Origin of the sequence: Paenibacillus sp. FSL K6-2862 (assembly GCF_038005125.1) — a bacterium.
In the GTDB taxonomy this organism is placed as follows: Bacteria; Bacillota; Bacilli; order Paenibacillales; family Paenibacillaceae; genus Paenibacillus; species Paenibacillus illinoisensis_A.
Genome location: NZ_JBBOSN010000001.1, coordinates 3,296,483 through 3,312,408 on the forward strand (window position 1 = coordinate 3,296,483; position 15,926 = coordinate 3,312,408).

Sequence of the window (15,926 nt, forward strand, 5' to 3'; positions counted from 1 at the left end):
AATCAAACAGGAAGGGAATCTGCATATAGAGATCCTCTTCCTGTTTTATGTTAAAAGCATTGACAACGGTTACAACACATGAGAAAATGTACGCGCGTACATAAAAATTATCTTCTACAAATAGTTTCGTATTTAAAGGACCTAAGGGGGTGAAATTCATGGCATCCCGCAAAGAGGTCGCTGACTTGGCAGGAGTCTCCGAAGCTACGGTCTCTCGGGTTCTTAACGGGGTTGGGCCGATCAAAGAGGAGACAAGGCGCAAAGTAATAGAAGCTTCCCAGAAGCTGGGGTATGTGCCGAGTGCCCTTGCACGCAGCTTCGCCAGAAGTAAAAGCGGCAACCTTGGAGTTGTTTTGCCTTATGTTCCAAAGGCACATTTGTTTTCTGCTTATTTTTTCTCCGAAATGCTAAGTGGTATTGGTAATAAGGCCAGAGACAGCGGTATGGATCTGCTGGTCATGTTTAGATCACCAGGTGAAGTCATGAATTATGCCGACCTGTTCCGACGTCAAAAAGTGGACGCCTGCATTATTCTTGGGGCCAAAGATGACCCTGGGGAACTGGCAGCGATGCAGCAGCTGCAAGAGGACGGTCATCCTTTTTGCGTTATGAATCAACACTTTGCTGGTGAAGCCTTCCTGGAAGTGGATGCGGATCATGTGGAAGGCAGTCGGCTCGCTATTCGTCACCTTACCGATCAGGGTTACCGCAACATTGCTTTTCTCAACGGTCCAGACAGTTATTCCAACAGTCAGGAGCGGCTGCAGGGTGTTCGCGTTGGTTTGCAGGAAGCCGGAATGGAGCTGGATCCCAGCCTGCTGTTTGAAGGGAATTATAGCAGAAGAAGCGGTGTGGAGGCTGCATCCACGATTGCAGCAAGGCTTGAAGAGATCGACGCTGTTTTTGCTGCCAATGACCGTATGGCTATTGGTGTTATGCACGGATTGCGTGAGCGTGGGATTAGGATTGAGGATTTCCCGGCTTTTGTCGGGTATGACGACTCCGATGCTGCTGAGATGGCCGTGCCTCCGCTAACTAGCGTCAGGGTACCTTTCTATGAAATGGGTGAACTGGCCGCATCAAAACTCATACATGGTTCTCTGGTTGGAAGCGCTTCAACTAAGGATTTGGATTTTTCATCTGAGTGGCCCAGAGAGTTATTGCCTGCAGAGTTAATCATCCGAGCTTCATCGATTCGTAAGTAACATAGAGCATGATTTCAAATTCCAAAGGAGGAAAAGAACATGTCACAACGTCTACGTGTCGGAATGGTAGGATACAAGTTTATGGGGAAGGCCCATAGCAATGCTTATCGCAGTCTGCCAATGTTTTTCCCGTCAGCACCACTGCAGCCTGAAATGGCGGTCATCTGCGGCCGGAATGAAAAAGGGGTCCAGGAAGCAGCGAACCAGTTCGGCTGGTCCGAAAGTGTAACCGACTGGCGTGAATTGGTACAACGCGATGACATTGATCTGATTGATATTAACGCTCCGAGTGATGCACATAAGGAGATTGCACTGGAAGCTGCCCGTCAGGGTAAACATTTGTTCTGTGAGAAACCGCTGGCCTTGTCGCTTGCCGATTCGAGAGAGATGCTTCAAGCAGCAGAAGATGCTGGTGTTGCCCACATGGTTGGTTTCAACTATCGCTTCTCCCCGGCAGTGCAGCTTGCCAAGGAATTGGTTCAGAGCGGTCGCCTGGGCAAGATATATCACTTCCGCGCGTTTTTCCTGCAGGACTGGATCATGGATCCATCATTCCCGCTTGTCTGGCGCTTGCAAAAGGAAGTGGCTGGCTCGGGATCGCACGGCGATCTGGGTGCACACTTAATTGATCTTGCACGCTTCCTTGTTGGTGAGTTCCAAGAAGTCATTGGAATGAGTGAGACGTTCATTAAGGAACGGCCGCTTGCTTCCGAAATGACTGGACTCAGTGCCAAAGGCAGCTCGAATGCGGACGCACCGAAGGGCGAAGTGACAGTAGATGATGCGACATTGTTCCTGGCCAGGTTTGCAGGCGGGGCGCTCGGCAGCTTCGAGGCTACACGCTTTGCAGCAGGTCACCGCAGTACAAATTCATTCGAGATTAACGGCAGCCTGGGCAGTGTCCGGTTTGACTTTGAACGAATGAATGAACTGGAAGTGTATTTTACGAAAGATGAAGAGGACGTTCAGGGATTCCGGCGTGTTCTGGCTACAGATCCGGCGCATAAGTATGCCGAGGCATGGTGGCCAGCAGGACATACCATCGGATTCGAGCACACGTTTACACACGAGATGCTGGAGCTGGTGACAGCCATCTCTGAAGGTCGTCAGCCTTCACCAAGTTTCCATGATGGTGTTGCCTGCCAGGCTGTGCTCGAAGCCGTAGAACGTTCTGTAACAGAACGGCGCTGGGTTTCCCTTGATGAGATGTGAGCAATGTTTAGCTGTTTATACATGCTAGAGAATTCGAAATGAAGAGAATCAAACGATCAGCGTGATAGCGATACACAGGCAGAATCTATAAAACTATCCGAAAGCGAGTGATAAAGCGATGAGTAAGGCACTTATTGTATGGGGCGGCTGGGATGGACATGAACCGGAGCAGGTAGCAGCGATTTTTGAGCGCATTTTGAAGGAAGAACAGTTTGAAGTTGAGGTCTCGAACACATTGGAAGCCTATGCAGATGCCGACAAACTGCTGGGACTCGACCTGATCGTTCCATTGTGGACGATGGGACAGATTGAACAGGAACTGGTCAACAATGTATCGGCTGCCGTTCAGAGCGGCGTTGGGCTCGCAGGTATTCACGGCGGGATGTGTGATGCGTTCCGGAACAATGTCGATTGGCAGTTTATGACTGGCGGTCAATGGGTTGCACACCCGGGCAATGATGGCGTGGAGTATACGGTTAACATCAAACGCGGTTCAAGTCCGCTGCTGGACCACATTGAAGATTTTCAGGTGAAAAGCGAGCAATACTACCTGCACGTTGACCCTGCGGTGGAAGTACTGGCAACAACTCGTTTCCCGGTTGTGGAAGGTCCCCATTCAGCGAATGGGCCAGTGGATATGCCGGTTGTATGGACGAAGCGTTGGGGTGCTGGCCGTGTGTACTACAACTCGCTCGGTCATCATGCAGATATCGTAGAGATGCCTCAAGTTATTGAAATGATGCGCAGTGGCTTCAAATGGACTGCAGCAGGCAAGGCGGTTGCCAATAATAAGACAGGTGAAAAAGCTGAAGTGTACACAGGCATGGCCGATAACCAAACTTAATTTCCGTTACTTTTTGTGATAAACCAAGGGACATACGTAAGTGAGCAAATCTTGACCAGCATTCCACAATTCCGATCCGCTTGAAGGGAGCCCACCTGCATGAAAACAATGAAAGTTGGCATTATTGGCTGTGGTAAAATCAGTAGTATTTATATGGAAAACTGTCACCGCTTCGAAATCCTAGATCTGGTTGCCGTAGCGGATATTGACCGCAAGAGGGCTGAAGAGCAGGCAGCAGCCTATAACGTTCCGAATGTATATACGGTAGATGAGATGTTGGCTAGTCCAGAGATTGAACTGATTATCAATTTAACGATTCCTGCTGTCCACGCAGATGTATGTTTACGCTCTCTTGAAGCCGGGAAACACGTCTACGTCGAAAAACCACTCGCCGTTACACGCGAGGAAGGGCAGGCTGTTCTGGAAACAGCCAAGCGCAAAGGATTGCTGGTAGGCTGCGCACCTGAAACGTTCTTCGGATCAGGCATTCAGACCTCACTCAAACTGGTTGAAGATGGCGTTATCGGCAAACCTGTAGCTGCTACGGCTTTCATGATGAGCCGAGGGCATGAACACTGGCATCCCGATCCGGAATTTTACTACGCTTCAGGCGGTGGACCGATGTTCGATATGGGTCCTTACTATCTGACAGCATTAGTGCAGCTGCTGGGTCCGATCAGCTCCATTGCTGGCATGACAGGCAAAGCGATGGAAGAGCGTACAATCACAAGTGAGAAAAAGAGAGGGCAAACCATCCCCGTTGATATTCCAACGCATGTGGCAGGATTATTGCAGTTCGAGCAGGGTGCTATTGGCACGCTGATTACGAGCTTTGATGTTTTTGGGGGAAGCGCACTGCCACCGATTGAGATCTATGGCACACACGGCACGCTGCAGGTACCTGATCCTAACACATTTGGCGGCCCTGTACGTTACCGTTTGCTGGGTGAACAGGAGTGGACGGAGGTTCCTCTTCTTCCGGGCTATCAGGAAAATACACGCGGGATTGGTGTAGCTGATATGGCGTATGCTGCTAACAGCGGCCGCGCTCACCGAGCGAGCGGAGAGCTTGCCTACCATGTGCTTGAAGCAATGTGGGCATTCCATGACTCTTCCGATGAGCAGACTTTCTATAAAATGAGAAGCACCTGTCAACGTCCTGCTGCTCTGCCAGAAGGTTTGGCTCTGTATAGTCTTGATCAATAATTTTGGATACGCAGCATGAATACAAATCAAACAGCCCTGTCTTCCGCTCAAGGAAGCAGGGCTCTTCGTTCATTTTTATCTTACAAATTGATCGTGCAAACCACATTTAAGGCTCAAATCCCGCCTGACTGATCCAGATCTCATGTTCCGTAAATTGCTTTCTCATCCGTTCCTCAACGATCTGATAGGCCTCAGGTTGATACCAGTCTTCCACGCCTAACTCCTGATAGAGTGACTCCATGCCCAATCTGCGCGTGCGTTTCCCTTGACTGCCATCGCCCATGAAGTAATCATCGATACATACACGTTGAACCAGAGGCCGAAGGAGGGAAGGAAAATTATCGCTGCTCGGAAGCACAGGGGCAATCGCAACTTGGGTTGCTATACCTGCATCCCTTAGTTTTTCCAATGCAAGTAATCTACCGGGAATGGGTGGTGCAGCCGGACTAAAATGCTTGCGAATATCATCCCGATCCGTTTCAATCGTCATGCTGACACGCACCCGGTCGCCCAATTGCTGCAGCAGGTCCATATCCCGTGTGACGAGAGGACTGCGTGTTTGAACCAGAATGAAATCCGGAGGATGCTGTATCATCACTTCGAGCAGTGAACGTGTAATTTGCTCTTTATATTCGACAGGCTGATATGGATCGGTACTGGATGACATAAAGATTGTGACTTTACCTTTGGAGCGAGCACGTTTCAACTCTTTGGCAAGTACGCTGGCCGCTTCCTGCTTCACATCAACCCAGCTTCCCCAATCCTGCTTGCGGAACAAAGAAACGGGCATTTGCCTGACGTAACAGTAAGAGCATCCAAAAGAACAGCCTGTATAGGGATTTAGCGTGTGGGTATATCCGTTAAGGAAACCGGACCCTTTGTTCAAAAGGGTCTTGGGTGTTTTATATAAATATTGGGTCTTCATCATTGGTGTTGCTCCTGTTCCCGGTAATGAGCAGGTGTCTGCCCTGTAAGCTTGCGAAACACAGCACTGAAATAGGCCGGATTCGTTATGCCTACTTGGCGACCGATATCTGAAATCGAGAGTGTAGCGCTCGCAAGCAATTTTTTCGCTTCGGTCATCCGTGTGTCCTGAATATATTGTACCGGAGTTACGCCCGTAATCCGCTTGAACACACGATGCAGATGATACGGGCTACCATGACTAATCTGGGCAAGAATATCCAGAGTAAGAGATTCTGAATAATGATGGTTAATGTAATTTGTTACGACGGAAACCCATTCCTGATCAGGAACGCGCTGTCCTGTAGGTTTGCAGCGTTTGCATGGTCTGAAGCCTTGTGCCAGTGCATCTTCAGGGTTATGGAAACCGAGTACATTTTCGTATTTCGGATCTTTGGATTTGCATGAAGGTCGGCAAAAAATACCTGTCGTCCTGACACCATAATAAAATTTTCCGTCATAGGAGGCATCATTGCTGATAATGGCTGTCCATTGCGTTTCGTCTAATGAAAAAGAAGGGAGCTCTTGTTTATCCCGAAGCTTCATAGGGATCACCTCACGACACATTATACCCTTGTACGAAAGATGTTCAACAGATTCTCGCATGAAAAAGCAAGATTTCAATGGCAAGCAGACGACGATCCTTTCCGTTCAAGGGAATGAAATATGCTACAATGAGCAGGATGAAGTACATGCGAAATTCATTCACGAAAGAGGTAGGTAATAATGGTTCGTTTCGGAGTTGTAGGTACCAACTGGATTACAGAACGGCTTCTTGAAGCTGCAGCACATGTGAAGGGATTCGAATTGACCGCTGTCTACTCACGGACAGAGGATAAGGCGAATGCATTTGCAGATCAATATAACGCCAAGCATCGATTCACTGACCTGGAGGAGATGGCAGCGAGTGACACGTTTGATGCCGTCTACATTGCTACACCCAATACATATCATGCTGATCAGACTGCACTGTTCCTGAGAAACGGCAAGCATGTATTATGCGAGAAACCACTTGCAGCCAATGCTGCAGAGGTTTCCCATGTGATTAACACAGCTCGCGATAATAACGTTTTGCTAATGGAAGCGATGAAGTCAACGCTGGCTCCCACGTTCAAAATGGTCCAGGCTCATCTGCACAAAATTGGACCTGTACGCAAATATATCGCGGGGTACTGTCAGTATTCTTCCCGTTACGACAAGTACAAAGAGGGGGTTGTGCTTAATGCATTCAAGCCTGAACTTGCAAACGGAGCTTTAATGGATCTTGGAGTGTACTGTCTGTACCCGCTAATCACTTTGTTTGGAGCACCAAATCAGGTTCAAGCTCAAGCCATCATGCTGGATTCAGGCGTCGACGGACAGGGCAGTGTACTTCTAGGCTATGAAGGGATGGAAGCCGTGGTGACTTACTCCAAGATATCCAACTCTCATGTGCCAAGTGAAATTATGGGAGAGCGCGGCAGCATAATCATTGATAAAATCGGTTCCCCCGAACACGCGGAAATACGATACAATGACGGTACGGTTGAACTGTTGACAGCTGAGCAGACCTATCCAGCCATGTATTACGAGGTGGAGGAATTCGTTAACCTCGTTCAGCAGGGGAAACAGGAATCCGAGCTGAACAGCTATGAACGCTCCTATGAAACGATGCAGGTGATGGATCAGATCCGCAAGCAGATTGGTCTGGTTTTCCCGAACGATTAATGGAATGACAGGAAAGTGAGCTGAGACGAGATGAGTAGAGAAGAGCAGCATGAGAACAAGAGTTTAGGTCTTGAACTGGAGAAGATTATTTTTATTGGACGAACGTATGAGGAATATATGTCAATGTTCAACCTTACAGCAGAAGATCTCCGTGGCAGATCCATACTGGACTGTCCGGGTGGGGCTTGTTCATTCAGCAGCTATGCCCGCAGGCATGGTGTGGACTCCATGGCAGCAGATATCGCATACGAACACGAAATCGACAAATTGGTACTCAAAGGGCAGCAGGACGTTGAACACACCATCGAGCAATTGGAACAGGTGCATGACAGATACAGATGGGACTATTTCGGCTCAATGGATGGCTTGAAGCAAGCAAGAATGAGTGCACTTCGGGATTGTACGGCAGATATGAGGAGCTTTCCCTTGCAGTATGTCTATGCAGAGCTTCCCGTGCTGCCTTTCACTGACGAACAATTTGATATGACGTTATCTGCACATTTTCTGTTTACGTATGCTGATCGATTGGACTTCAGCTTCCATGAGCGAACTATTCTTGAATTGCTGCGCGTTACAAGACAAGAGCTGCGAATTTTTCCTACAGTAGACTTGTCCGGGAAACGCTATGAACATATGGACGAGATCAAGTCCTTTCTGAAGAACCTTGGATGCAGTGTTACAGAAGTCAGCACGACGTATGAATTTCAGCAAGGAGCCCATACGATGCTCAAAATTACAAAACCTGAATCCTGAGTCATGATCAGAGGTCTTTCCGTCCTTGAAACACAGGTTAACTGTTGAGTTACGGGGTATATTTGTTGTAGTATTGCAAACCTCGCTATAATATACGAAACACCAGAAGAGGGTAGGAGGTCTATCGGATGAAAAAGGTACTCATTCTTGGCGGGACACGCTTTTTCGGCAAACGTCTGGTCGATCATTTGCTGTGGGAAGGAAAATCGCAAATTACCGTTGCGACGCGCGGCAAATCGAACGTGGACTTCGGGCCGGAGGTGAACCGGATCAAGATGGATCGGGAGGATCCACAATCTCTAGCTGAAGTGGCACAGATTGACCAGTGGGATGTGGTGTATGATAACATCTGTTACTCACCGGATGCGGCAAAGTCGGCGTGTGAAGCTTTTGCGGGACGTACCCAAAGATATGTGCTTACATCAACACTCTCCGTATATGGCGATCCTCAACCTGGATTCAAGGAAGAGGATTTTGATCCATACACGTATCCATTGAAATACGGGAATCACGAGGACTTTTCGTATGGAGAGGGCAAGCGGCTAGCGGAGGCTGTGTTTTTTCAGGAAGCGAGTTTCCCTGTCGTGGCGATGAGAATTCCAATTGTTCTCGGAATAGACGATTATACGAGAAGACTGCATTTTCATATTGAACATGTGCAAAAAGGAAAGCCAATTGGCATGCCGAATCCGGACGCCGAAATTGGTTTTATCAATTCCACGGAAGCAGCCAGATTTCTTGCCTGGTTGGGGCATTCGTCGATTACCGGACCTGTAAACGCCGCTTCGAAAGGATCCATTTCGCTGTCTGCCATGATGGACCTGATTGAGACTGTGACAGGCATGCAGTCCCAAGTATTACGCGAAACCGTTCAGGAGGATATGTCCCCCTTCGGTATCTCGGAATCGTGGACGATGGACACAACCAAGGCAGAGCAGGCCGGATATACGTTTGAAGCACTGATGGATTGGTTTCCGGGTCTCGTACGTGAAGTGGCACTGGCTCTGCAGTCCGAAGGTTAAATTTTTGGTGTATAAGCATGAAGGTAAAACAGGACGCACGGGAGCGAGTAACTCCTTGGCGTCCTGTATTTTTTTATATTAATTTAAGTCCAGTCATACGGATTCTATCATGATTCCAATGGTTTCGATTGCCCTAATGGTACGGAAGCTGAGGCACGGATACGCAGTTCGGATGGAAGAATGACCGTTTGCGGATCCGTTGGTGCGGTGCCTTCAATTCTGTCGATTAGCATATGCATTCCTTTGGCTCCAAAATCATAGGCAGGCTGTGCTGCTACAGTGAGGAAAGGATCAAAAGCGGAAGCCAGATCCAGATCATCAAAACAGACGACCGAGATGTCCTCTGGTACACGCAGTCCTCTTTTACGCAGCAGACGAATGACCCCAATCGCGAGCATATTATTGGCCGCAAAAATAGCCGTTGGCTTATCCGGCTGTGTAAGTAACTGTTCCATTCCAGCCTCATCACTGAAATCACGGTAACCTGTCCGAAGGACAAGCTTCGGATCAACCTTAACTCCTGCTTCACGTAACCCCTCAGCATATCCCTCTTCACGTAATCTGGCCGTAGAAACCTCGGAAGAGCCGTTAACGAGCGCAATGCGGCGGTGACCCAGTTCCGTCAGATTTCGGATCAATAGAAGTGCACCTTGCCGGCTGTCCCCCGCGATGACATCCGATGTGATTCCTGGTACTGTGCGATCCAAGATCACAAACGGGATGTTCCTCTCATGTAACTGCTGTAGATGATCGAGGGAACGGTCGCCCGCAGGGGCAAACAGGACTCCGTCTACACGCGTGGAGAGAATCGTCTCCACGTAGTTTTTCTCCTTGTTGTAATCTTCATCACTATTCCCGAACAACAGACGATATCCACGAGCGTTAGCTGCATCCTCAGCGCCGCGTGCGAGTGTCGTATAAAATGGATTGGTGATATCGGTAATCAGCAGAGATAACATCTGTGTTCGCTGAAGTACAAGGCTGCGTGCATTCGAATTGGGGATATACCCGAGTTCATCAATAACCTGCTGTACGCGTTCCCTGGTGGCCGTGCTGATGCGACCTGTTTGATTAATCACTTTTGAGACCGTCATGGCAGAAACATTGGCTTTCTTGGCAATATCATAAATAGTAATCAATAGAATCTAACCTCTCATAACATAGTCTTACCATTCTATAGGATAATGCCGATTGACAGCAATATGGGCGCGTGCTATGTTAGGGTTACCGATAACCCAAAATACAAAACGAACCATTTTTTTCAACAAAACCATTCTCAGTACTCATTCTTTTTTGCTCTATACTTCCGTTCCTGCATAGAGACAGGACTTCATCATGGTGATTCATACATAAAGTGGACTTTTGTTCAATTTGAATATGTAAACGCATTCATTTAATGAATTGCTCTCTTGTCCAGGACTGACGCACCAACGGGTATCGGGGTTACATCGTCAAGGTCTGACCGCTTTAACTGCATCCTGAAAGACAACGTGAAATCAATTCGTACCTATCCAGAAACCACTTGAAGGAGGACGTTTTAGTATGACACATCAGGATTACCGTTATAAACAGGCTTTTCCCAAGATTGGTATTCGTCCCACCATTGACGGCAGACGCAAGGGAGTACGTGAATCCCTGGAGGAACAAACGATGCGGATGGCAACATCGGTAGCTGAGCTGCTTACGGCAGAACTTCGTTATCCGGACGGCTCCCCGGTCGAATGCGTCGTTGCCGAATCCTGTATTGGCGGTGTAGCCGAAGCAGCTGCGGCGGCAGAGCTGTTCAATCGTTCGAATGTAGGAGTCACCATTACGGTTACTCCATGCTGGTGTTATGGTACGGAAACGATGGATATGTCTCCATCCATCCCTACGGCCATCTGGGGTTTTAACGGTACGGAACGGCCTGGCGCAGTCTATCTGGCAGCCGTACTGTCTGCACATGCTCAGAAGGGGATTCCGGCCTTCGGAATCTATGGCGAGGATGTTCAGGATGGCGGGGATACGACCATTCCAGATGACGTCCGGGAGAAATTGCTTCGCTTCAGCCGGGCGGGTCTTGCAGCCGCTACGATGAAGGGGCGGGCCTATCTGTCCATTGGCTCGGTATCCATGGGGATTGCCGGATCCATTGTGAACGATTCTTTTTTCCAGGAATATCTCGGCATGAGGAACGAATATGTGGATATGAGCGAGCTGACCCGGCGGATTGAGGAAGAAATTTATGATCCGGAAGAATATAAGTTGGCACTGGCTTGGGTGAAAGAAAATTGTATTGAAGGGCCGGATAACAACCCGACCCATCTGCAAACAGACCGCAAGCGGAAAGAGTATGAATGGGAAACCGTCGTGAAAATGACTCAGATCGTACGTGATCTGATGGCCGGTAATCCGAGATTGGCAGAACTCGGTTTTACAGAAGAATCAATGGGTCATCACGCGATTGTATCCGGCTTCCAGGGTCAGCGGCAGTGGACGGACCATTCGCCTAATGGCGATTTCCTGGAGTCGATCCTGAATTCATCCTTTGACTGGAATGGCAAGCGCTCCCCTTATCTGGTCGCCACAGAAAATGACAGCCTGAATGGTGTGTCCATGCTGTTCGGCTCACTGCTCACTCATACAGCCCAGATTTTTGCAGATGTACGGACGTATTGGAGTCCGGATTCGGTAGCACGGGTCACAGGACACCAATTGGAGGGAAAAGCGAAGGACGGAATTCTCCACTTGATCAATTCGGGCTCCGCGGCACTCGATGGCACTGGGCAGCAATCCAAAGACGGTAATCCTGCTCTGAAGCCTTTCTGGGAGATTACAGATGAAGAAGTTCAGAGCTGCCTACAGTCGACATCGTGGAGACCAGCCTCAGTCGAATATTTCAGAGGGGGCGGCTACTCCGCTGACTTCCTGACCAAAGGCGGTATGCCCGTCACGATGACACGTCTCAATCTGGTTAAGGGTCTTGGTCCTGTACTGCAGCTCGCGCAGGGTTACACCGTGGATCTGCCTGATGAAGTGCATAATACGCTGGACCAGCGGACGGATCCGACTTGGCCATCAACATGGTTCGCACCGATTTTAACAGGAACAGGCGCGTTTACCTCCGTTTATGAAGTCATGAACCAGTGGGGCGCCAACCACGGCTCGATCTCATATGGGCACATCGGAGCAGATCTCCTAACCCTGGCTTCAATCTTGCGGATTCCGGTGAGTATGCATAATGTTCCGGAGTCCGAGATATTCCGTCCACGGGCATGGGGGTTATTTGGAACAAGTGAACCTGAAAGTGCAGATTATCGTGCTTGCAGCGTGTTTGGACCTTTATACCGTTAGACTATCCTGTCAGACGCCATATTCTGCCTAATCAGAATGTGGCGTTCTTCCAAAGGAGGAGGCAAGAGAGATGGGAAATAAGGCAAACCATGTGCTTGCTGCTGACTATGGTGCCGGAAGCGGCAGGGTAGTCAGGGGAAGTTTTGACGGTGAGATGCTTGCGTTACAGGAAGTACATCGATTCAGTAATGATCCCGTTCAGCTTGCGGACGGATTGTATTGGGATTTTCTAAGACTGTTCCATGAACTGAAACAGGGCATTGTAAAGGGGACTCAGGGATTAACTCACCCGGTTCGTTCCATTGCCGTGGATACCTGGGGCGTTGATTATGGCTTGGTGGATGGAGCAGGAAAATTGTGCGGGAACCCACGTCATTACCGGGAGTCGCGTAATGCCGATTGGATGAAAGAGACGCTGCGTATGGTTAATGACGAAGATCTGTATACCATGTCGGGTGTCCTGCCTCAGCAGATTAATACGGTGTTTCAATTGGTTGGAAGCTTACGGGAAAACGCTGAATTACGTCCGGATACGCGGATGTTATTCATGCCGGATCTGTTTCACTTTTATCTCTCGGGACAGCAGGCCTGTGAATATACAATTGCCAGCACAAGCGGACTTTTGCATGCCGGAGAGGACCGCTGGAATGAATCCCTGTTTGGTCGACTCGGTTTACCTGAAACACTTTTCCCACCCATTATTCGGCCAGGCACTGTACTGGGGCAGTTAACAGATGATCTGTGTGCGGAGTTAAGGATCGAACCCATGCAAGTCATAGCTGTAGGCTCACATGATACAGCATCAGCACTTGCAGCCATTCCTGCTTCAGATTCGAATTTTGCCTTTATCAGCTGTGGAACCTGGTCATTAATGGGCATGGAACGCGACTCGCCAGTACTGGATGAACGCAGCCGAAGACTGGGTTTCACCAATGAAGGGACGGTCAGTGGCAAGACAAGAATATTGAAGAATCGATCTGGTCTCTGGCTTCTGCAGGAGTGCAAAAGGCAGTGGGAACGGGAAAACCATATTTTCAGCCATCAGGAACTGGTTCACCTTGCAGCATCGGCTCCAGCGCTACAAAGCTTTATCCTGCCGGGGGATGCGATATATCTAACACCGGGTGATATGCCTGAACGAATACGCCAGCAGTGCAGTGCCACCAAGCAGGTTACTCCGGAAACCATCGGAGCGATTGTACGCTGCATCTTGGAAAGCCTGGCTCTGGAATTCAGGCAGACACTGGATGAACTTGAACTTGTCACGGGGAGCCGGCCGAGCGTCATTCACATGGTAGGCGGAGGTGTTCAGAATCGTTTACTGTGTCAGTTTACAGCGAATGCTACCGGTATTCCTGTAGTAGCAGGGCCAGTGGAGGCAACTGCCGCCGGGAATTGCATGCTGCAATTCATGGCCCATGGCGAAGTAAGCAGTTTGTCTGAGGTCCGGGAGATTGCCGCCGCTTCCTTCACGTTGGAAACCTATGAGCCAGAGGATAGCCTGCCATGGCAGGAAGCCTATGAAATCTATCAAAAACTGAATGGGCGGTTTACGAAAGGATTGAAATAAAAAGAAGTTAAGGGAGTGGAGGAACACATGACTGAACAGCTGGTAAGAGAAGAACTGACCAAATATGCCCGCAGATCGGTAGCGCAGGGTCTCGTGGTTGGACCTGGAGGCAACCTGAGTGCCCGTTCGGAAGGGACGATGCTGCTCTCTCCGAGTGGTTATGCACTTGAGGATATTGAACCGGAGGAGTGGATTGCGGTTGATATCGGGACAGGGGAGACCCGAGCCGAATCAACACGTCCTTCCTCAGAAGTGTTAATGCATCTGTACAGCTATCGCGTGAATCCCGATATTCAAGCGATTGTTCATACACATCCTGCATATACGATCGCTCTGAGCCTCGTGTACGATGAACTGCCTCACCTTTTTCCGGATCAATCCGCACTTGTAGGGGACGTCGGTTTCGTTCCTTACGTTCTACCTACGACCAAACTGCTGGCTGATGCAGTCGCAGCTAAGGTGGACTCCCATTCGGCACTCATTCTTGTTAATCATGGACTGGTCACGACAGGAAAAAATTTGCGTGAAGCCTATTATCGGACTCAAGTGGTCGAGGAAAGTGCAAAAGTGTACATGATAGCCAAGGCAGCTGGAGAACCAAGGGTTCTTACGGCTGAACAATATAAGGAGATCCAATCTCTGGAGAGTGAAGCGTATCGTGTCCAGCTGCTGCAACAGCTCAAGTCATAATACCAAGAGTATCCTCATAGAGTTATTGAGTGCCAATATAGAGTGTATTCAAAAGTATTTCGTCATAATTCGACATAAAAAGCAAAAAGCTGAACCTTATTCCGACACCTATTGCAAATCCTGAAAAACCGAGTATAATACTCGGTAAATAGACGAAAAGGGGATGCAATAAACGATGAAAACACATGCTGAATTGAACTCACTTCTTGTTGACGATTATCTGGATCTCCTGAACATAGCGATACAGTTAGGTGACGATGAGTGGAAGAACTCCATTCTGCAAGCCCTAAAAGAAGAGGTGGACGCTAATCGTCACTTGGATTCTCGAGAAGTACGCCAGGATCTCTGGACCCAGTTTGAAGGGATTAATGAACAGATGCATGATCTCTTAATGCAGCTCAAACATGCCGATTCCGCTGAAGAGAAAGAGCAAATCGTTGAAATGCTCTGGGGCTTGAAAGTGGACCGTAATGCGATTACCCGCAAACTTGAAACCATAAGCCGTGCCAGTGCTGGTCAACAGTAAACTTATATCGTCTGGTATTATATAAAATAAAAGCCCGCTGTGTGCCCATTCGTACGAATAAGGGAGCATAGCGGGCTTTACTTTTTTCATTTCATGATTAAAACTGCTTCGCTACAGTTCGAGCCTGTTCAATTGCATCCTGTTTTATCTGATCCGCCCGTTCTCTGAATTGGTTGTGGCCTTCAATGAAGATCCCATCCAGCTTGGGTACACCCAGGAATGACATAATGATGCTCAGATATCGATGCCCGGATTCCGTTTGAGCTGCGGGACCTTCGGAATAAATGCCACCACGGGCCTGAATATGCAGTGCCTTTTTGTTCGTCAAAAGTCCGATCGGACCTTGCTCTGTATAGCGGAACGTTTTGCCAGCCACACATATGGAGTCAATGTAAGCCTTCATGATTGGAGGAAATGAGAAGTTCCACATCGGAGTAACAAAAACATACTTGTCAGCTGATGCAAACTGATCCGATAGCTCATTCAGACGGCTTACCTTGGACTGCTCTTCCGAAGTGAGTTCACTGCCGGATTGGAGTTTACCCCAACCACTAAACACATCAGCATCAATATGCGGGATGTTGGAACGATACAGATCGAGATGGACAACCTCATCCGAGGGATTGCTTTCCCGGTATGCATCTATAAAAGCTTGACCAGTGGCCATACTGAAGGAGGTCTCATGATCATGTGGATGGGCAGTAATATACAGTAGGGTTGGCATACAATACTTCCTCTCAGTCATGTATTTGGGTGAATTCATAACTCCTCAAACGATAAAGTGACCGCTGTAGTATGCACCCTAGAGTTCTTTTTATGCTTGGATTACACAAATCTTCTCTTATGACATTAGCTACAGAAGGAATAGTGACCTGGTACTTCATGATGTATAATA

At 48.6% G+C, this 15,926-nt stretch carries 15 protein-coding genes; 11 read left to right on the forward strand and 4 right to left on the reverse strand.

Annotated features, from left to right (window positions below; all coding sequences use genetic code 11):
- Positions 1-158 precede the first annotated feature (158 nt).
- The 4 genes from MHB82_RS14980 to MHB82_RS14995 all read left to right on the forward strand — a co-directional run bounded on the left by MHB82_RS14980 (position 159) and on the right by MHB82_RS14995 (position 4,467).
- Entirely contained in the window at positions 159-1,205 is a 1,047-nt protein-coding gene (locus tag MHB82_RS14980) for a LacI family DNA-binding transcriptional regulator (protein WP_341175121.1), read from the forward strand.
- 39 nt (positions 1,206-1,244) lie between these two features.
- Positions 1,245-2,417 (forward strand): Gfo/Idh/MocA family protein, encoded by a 1,173-nt coding sequence (locus MHB82_RS14985; protein WP_127540147.1) that lies wholly within the window; start codon positions 1,245-1,247, stop codon positions 2,415-2,417.
- Between the two features lie 118 nt (positions 2,418-2,535).
- On the forward strand, positions 2,536-3,261 hold the full coding sequence (locus MHB82_RS14990; RefSeq protein WP_095358005.1) for a ThuA domain-containing protein: 726 nt from the start codon (positions 2,536-2,538) through the stop codon (positions 3,259-3,261).
- A 99-nt stretch (positions 3,262-3,360) separates the two neighbouring features.
- Entirely contained in the window at positions 3,361-4,467 is a 1,107-nt protein-coding gene (locus tag MHB82_RS14995; RefSeq protein ID WP_110822122.1) for a Gfo/Idh/MocA family protein, read from the forward strand.
- 106 nt (positions 4,468-4,573) lie between these two features.
- Here MHB82_RS14995 and MHB82_RS15000 read toward each other — a convergent pair whose 3' ends face one another.
- Both MHB82_RS15000 and MHB82_RS15005 read right to left on the reverse strand, forming a co-directional pair.
- On the reverse strand, positions 4,574-5,392 hold the full coding sequence (locus tag MHB82_RS15000; protein ID WP_341176638.1) for an SPL family radical SAM protein: 819 nt from the start codon (positions 5,390-5,392) through the stop codon (positions 4,574-4,576).
- Positions 5,392-5,976 carry a bifunctional transcriptional activator/DNA repair enzyme AdaA gene (locus MHB82_RS15005; RefSeq protein WP_095358003.1) on the reverse strand — a complete coding sequence of 195 codons (585 nt, stop codon included), beginning with the start codon at positions 5,974-5,976 and terminating at the stop codon, positions 5,392-5,394. The genes MHB82_RS15000 and MHB82_RS15005 overlap by 1 nt, the downstream gene beginning before the upstream one ends.
- A gap of 180 nt (positions 5,977-6,156) precedes the next feature.
- On the opposite strand from MHB82_RS15005, the gene MHB82_RS15010 reads away from it, so the two are divergent.
- The 3 genes from MHB82_RS15010 (at position 6,157) to MHB82_RS15020 (ending at position 8,912) form a co-directional block, all read left to right on the forward strand.
- A complete protein-coding gene (locus tag MHB82_RS15010; protein WP_341175122.1) occupies positions 6,157-7,137 on the forward strand; it encodes a Gfo/Idh/MocA family protein in 981 nt (326 codons plus the stop codon).
- A 30-nt stretch (positions 7,138-7,167) separates the two neighbouring features.
- Positions 7,168-7,890, forward strand: coding sequence for an SAM-dependent methyltransferase (locus MHB82_RS15015; RefSeq protein WP_341175123.1), 723 nt, complete (start codon positions 7,168-7,170; stop codon positions 7,888-7,890).
- Between the two features lie 128 nt (positions 7,891-8,018).
- Positions 8,019-8,912, forward strand: coding sequence for an NAD-dependent epimerase/dehydratase family protein (locus MHB82_RS15020; protein WP_095358000.1), 894 nt, complete (start codon positions 8,019-8,021; stop codon positions 8,910-8,912).
- Positions 8,913-9,019: 107 nt separating this feature from the next.
- Here the strand turns inward: MHB82_RS15020 and MHB82_RS15025 are convergent, their stop codons facing one another.
- Entirely contained in the window at positions 9,020-10,051 is a 1,032-nt protein-coding gene (locus MHB82_RS15025) for a LacI family DNA-binding transcriptional regulator (RefSeq protein WP_095357999.1), read from the reverse strand.
- 403 nt (positions 10,052-10,454) lie between these two features.
- Between MHB82_RS15025 and MHB82_RS15030 the strand changes: the two genes are divergently transcribed.
- From MHB82_RS15030 to MHB82_RS15045, 4 genes are all read left to right on the forward strand, one after another.
- Complete coding sequence (locus tag MHB82_RS15030) at positions 10,455-12,245, forward strand: L-fucose isomerase (protein WP_095357998.1); 1,791 nt, start codon at positions 10,455-10,457, stop codon at positions 12,243-12,245.
- Between the two features lie 70 nt (positions 12,246-12,315).
- Positions 12,316-13,815, forward strand: a complete 1,500-nt coding sequence (locus MHB82_RS15035) for a rhamnulokinase (protein WP_341175124.1) — start codon at positions 12,316-12,318, stop codon at positions 13,813-13,815.
- Positions 13,816-13,842: 27 nt separating this feature from the next.
- Positions 13,843-14,505 (forward strand): class II aldolase/adducin family protein, encoded by a 663-nt coding sequence (locus tag MHB82_RS15040; protein ID WP_341175125.1) that lies wholly within the window; start codon positions 13,843-13,845, stop codon positions 14,503-14,505.
- A gap of 175 nt (positions 14,506-14,680) precedes the next feature.
- Positions 14,681-15,031, forward strand: coding sequence for a hypothetical protein (locus tag MHB82_RS15045; protein WP_341175126.1), 351 nt, complete (start codon positions 14,681-14,683; stop codon positions 15,029-15,031).
- A 97-nt stretch (positions 15,032-15,128) separates the two neighbouring features.
- Here the strand turns inward: MHB82_RS15045 and MHB82_RS15050 are convergent, their stop codons facing one another.
- Positions 15,129-15,755, reverse strand: a complete 627-nt coding sequence (locus MHB82_RS15050; RefSeq protein WP_095357994.1) for an FMN-dependent NADH-azoreductase — start codon at positions 15,753-15,755, stop codon at positions 15,129-15,131.
- Positions 15,756-15,926: the final 171 nt, after the last annotated feature.

Coding starts and splice junctions, on each gene's coding strand:
- MHB82_RS14980 (WP_341175121.1), top strand. CDS start 159: ATGGCATCCCGCAAAGAGGTCGCTGACTTGGCAGGAGTCTCCGAAGCT.
- MHB82_RS14985 (WP_127540147.1), top strand. CDS start 1,245: ATGTCACAACGTCTACGTGTCGGAATGGTAGGATACAAGTTTATGGGG.
- MHB82_RS14990 (WP_095358005.1), top strand. CDS start 2,536: ATGAGTAAGGCACTTATTGTATGGGGCGGCTGGGATGGACATGAACCG.
- MHB82_RS14995 (WP_110822122.1), top strand. CDS start 3,361: ATGAAAACAATGAAAGTTGGCATTATTGGCTGTGGTAAAATCAGTAGT.
- MHB82_RS15000 (WP_341176638.1), bottom strand. CDS start 5,392: ATGAAGACCCAATATTTATATAAAACACCCAAGACCCTTTTGAACAAA.
- MHB82_RS15005 (WP_095358003.1), bottom strand. CDS start 5,976: ATGAAGCTTCGGGATAAACAAGAGCTCCCTTCTTTTTCATTAGACGAA.
- MHB82_RS15010 (WP_341175122.1), top strand. CDS start 6,157: ATGGTTCGTTTCGGAGTTGTAGGTACCAACTGGATTACAGAACGGCTT.
- MHB82_RS15015 (WP_341175123.1), top strand. CDS start 7,168: ATGAGTAGAGAAGAGCAGCATGAGAACAAGAGTTTAGGTCTTGAACTG.
- MHB82_RS15020 (WP_095358000.1), top strand. CDS start 8,019: ATGAAAAAGGTACTCATTCTTGGCGGGACACGCTTTTTCGGCAAACGT.
- MHB82_RS15030 (WP_095357998.1), top strand. CDS start 10,455: ATGACACATCAGGATTACCGTTATAAACAGGCTTTTCCCAAGATTGGT.
- MHB82_RS15035 (WP_341175124.1), top strand. CDS start 12,316: ATGGGAAATAAGGCAAACCATGTGCTTGCTGCTGACTATGGTGCCGGA.
- MHB82_RS15040 (WP_341175125.1), top strand. CDS start 13,843: ATGACTGAACAGCTGGTAAGAGAAGAACTGACCAAATATGCCCGCAGA.
- MHB82_RS15045 (WP_341175126.1), top strand. CDS start 14,681: ATGAAAACACATGCTGAATTGAACTCACTTCTTGTTGACGATTATCTG.
- MHB82_RS15050 (WP_095357994.1), bottom strand. CDS start 15,755: ATGCCAACCCTACTGTATATTACTGCCCATCCACATGATCATGAGACC.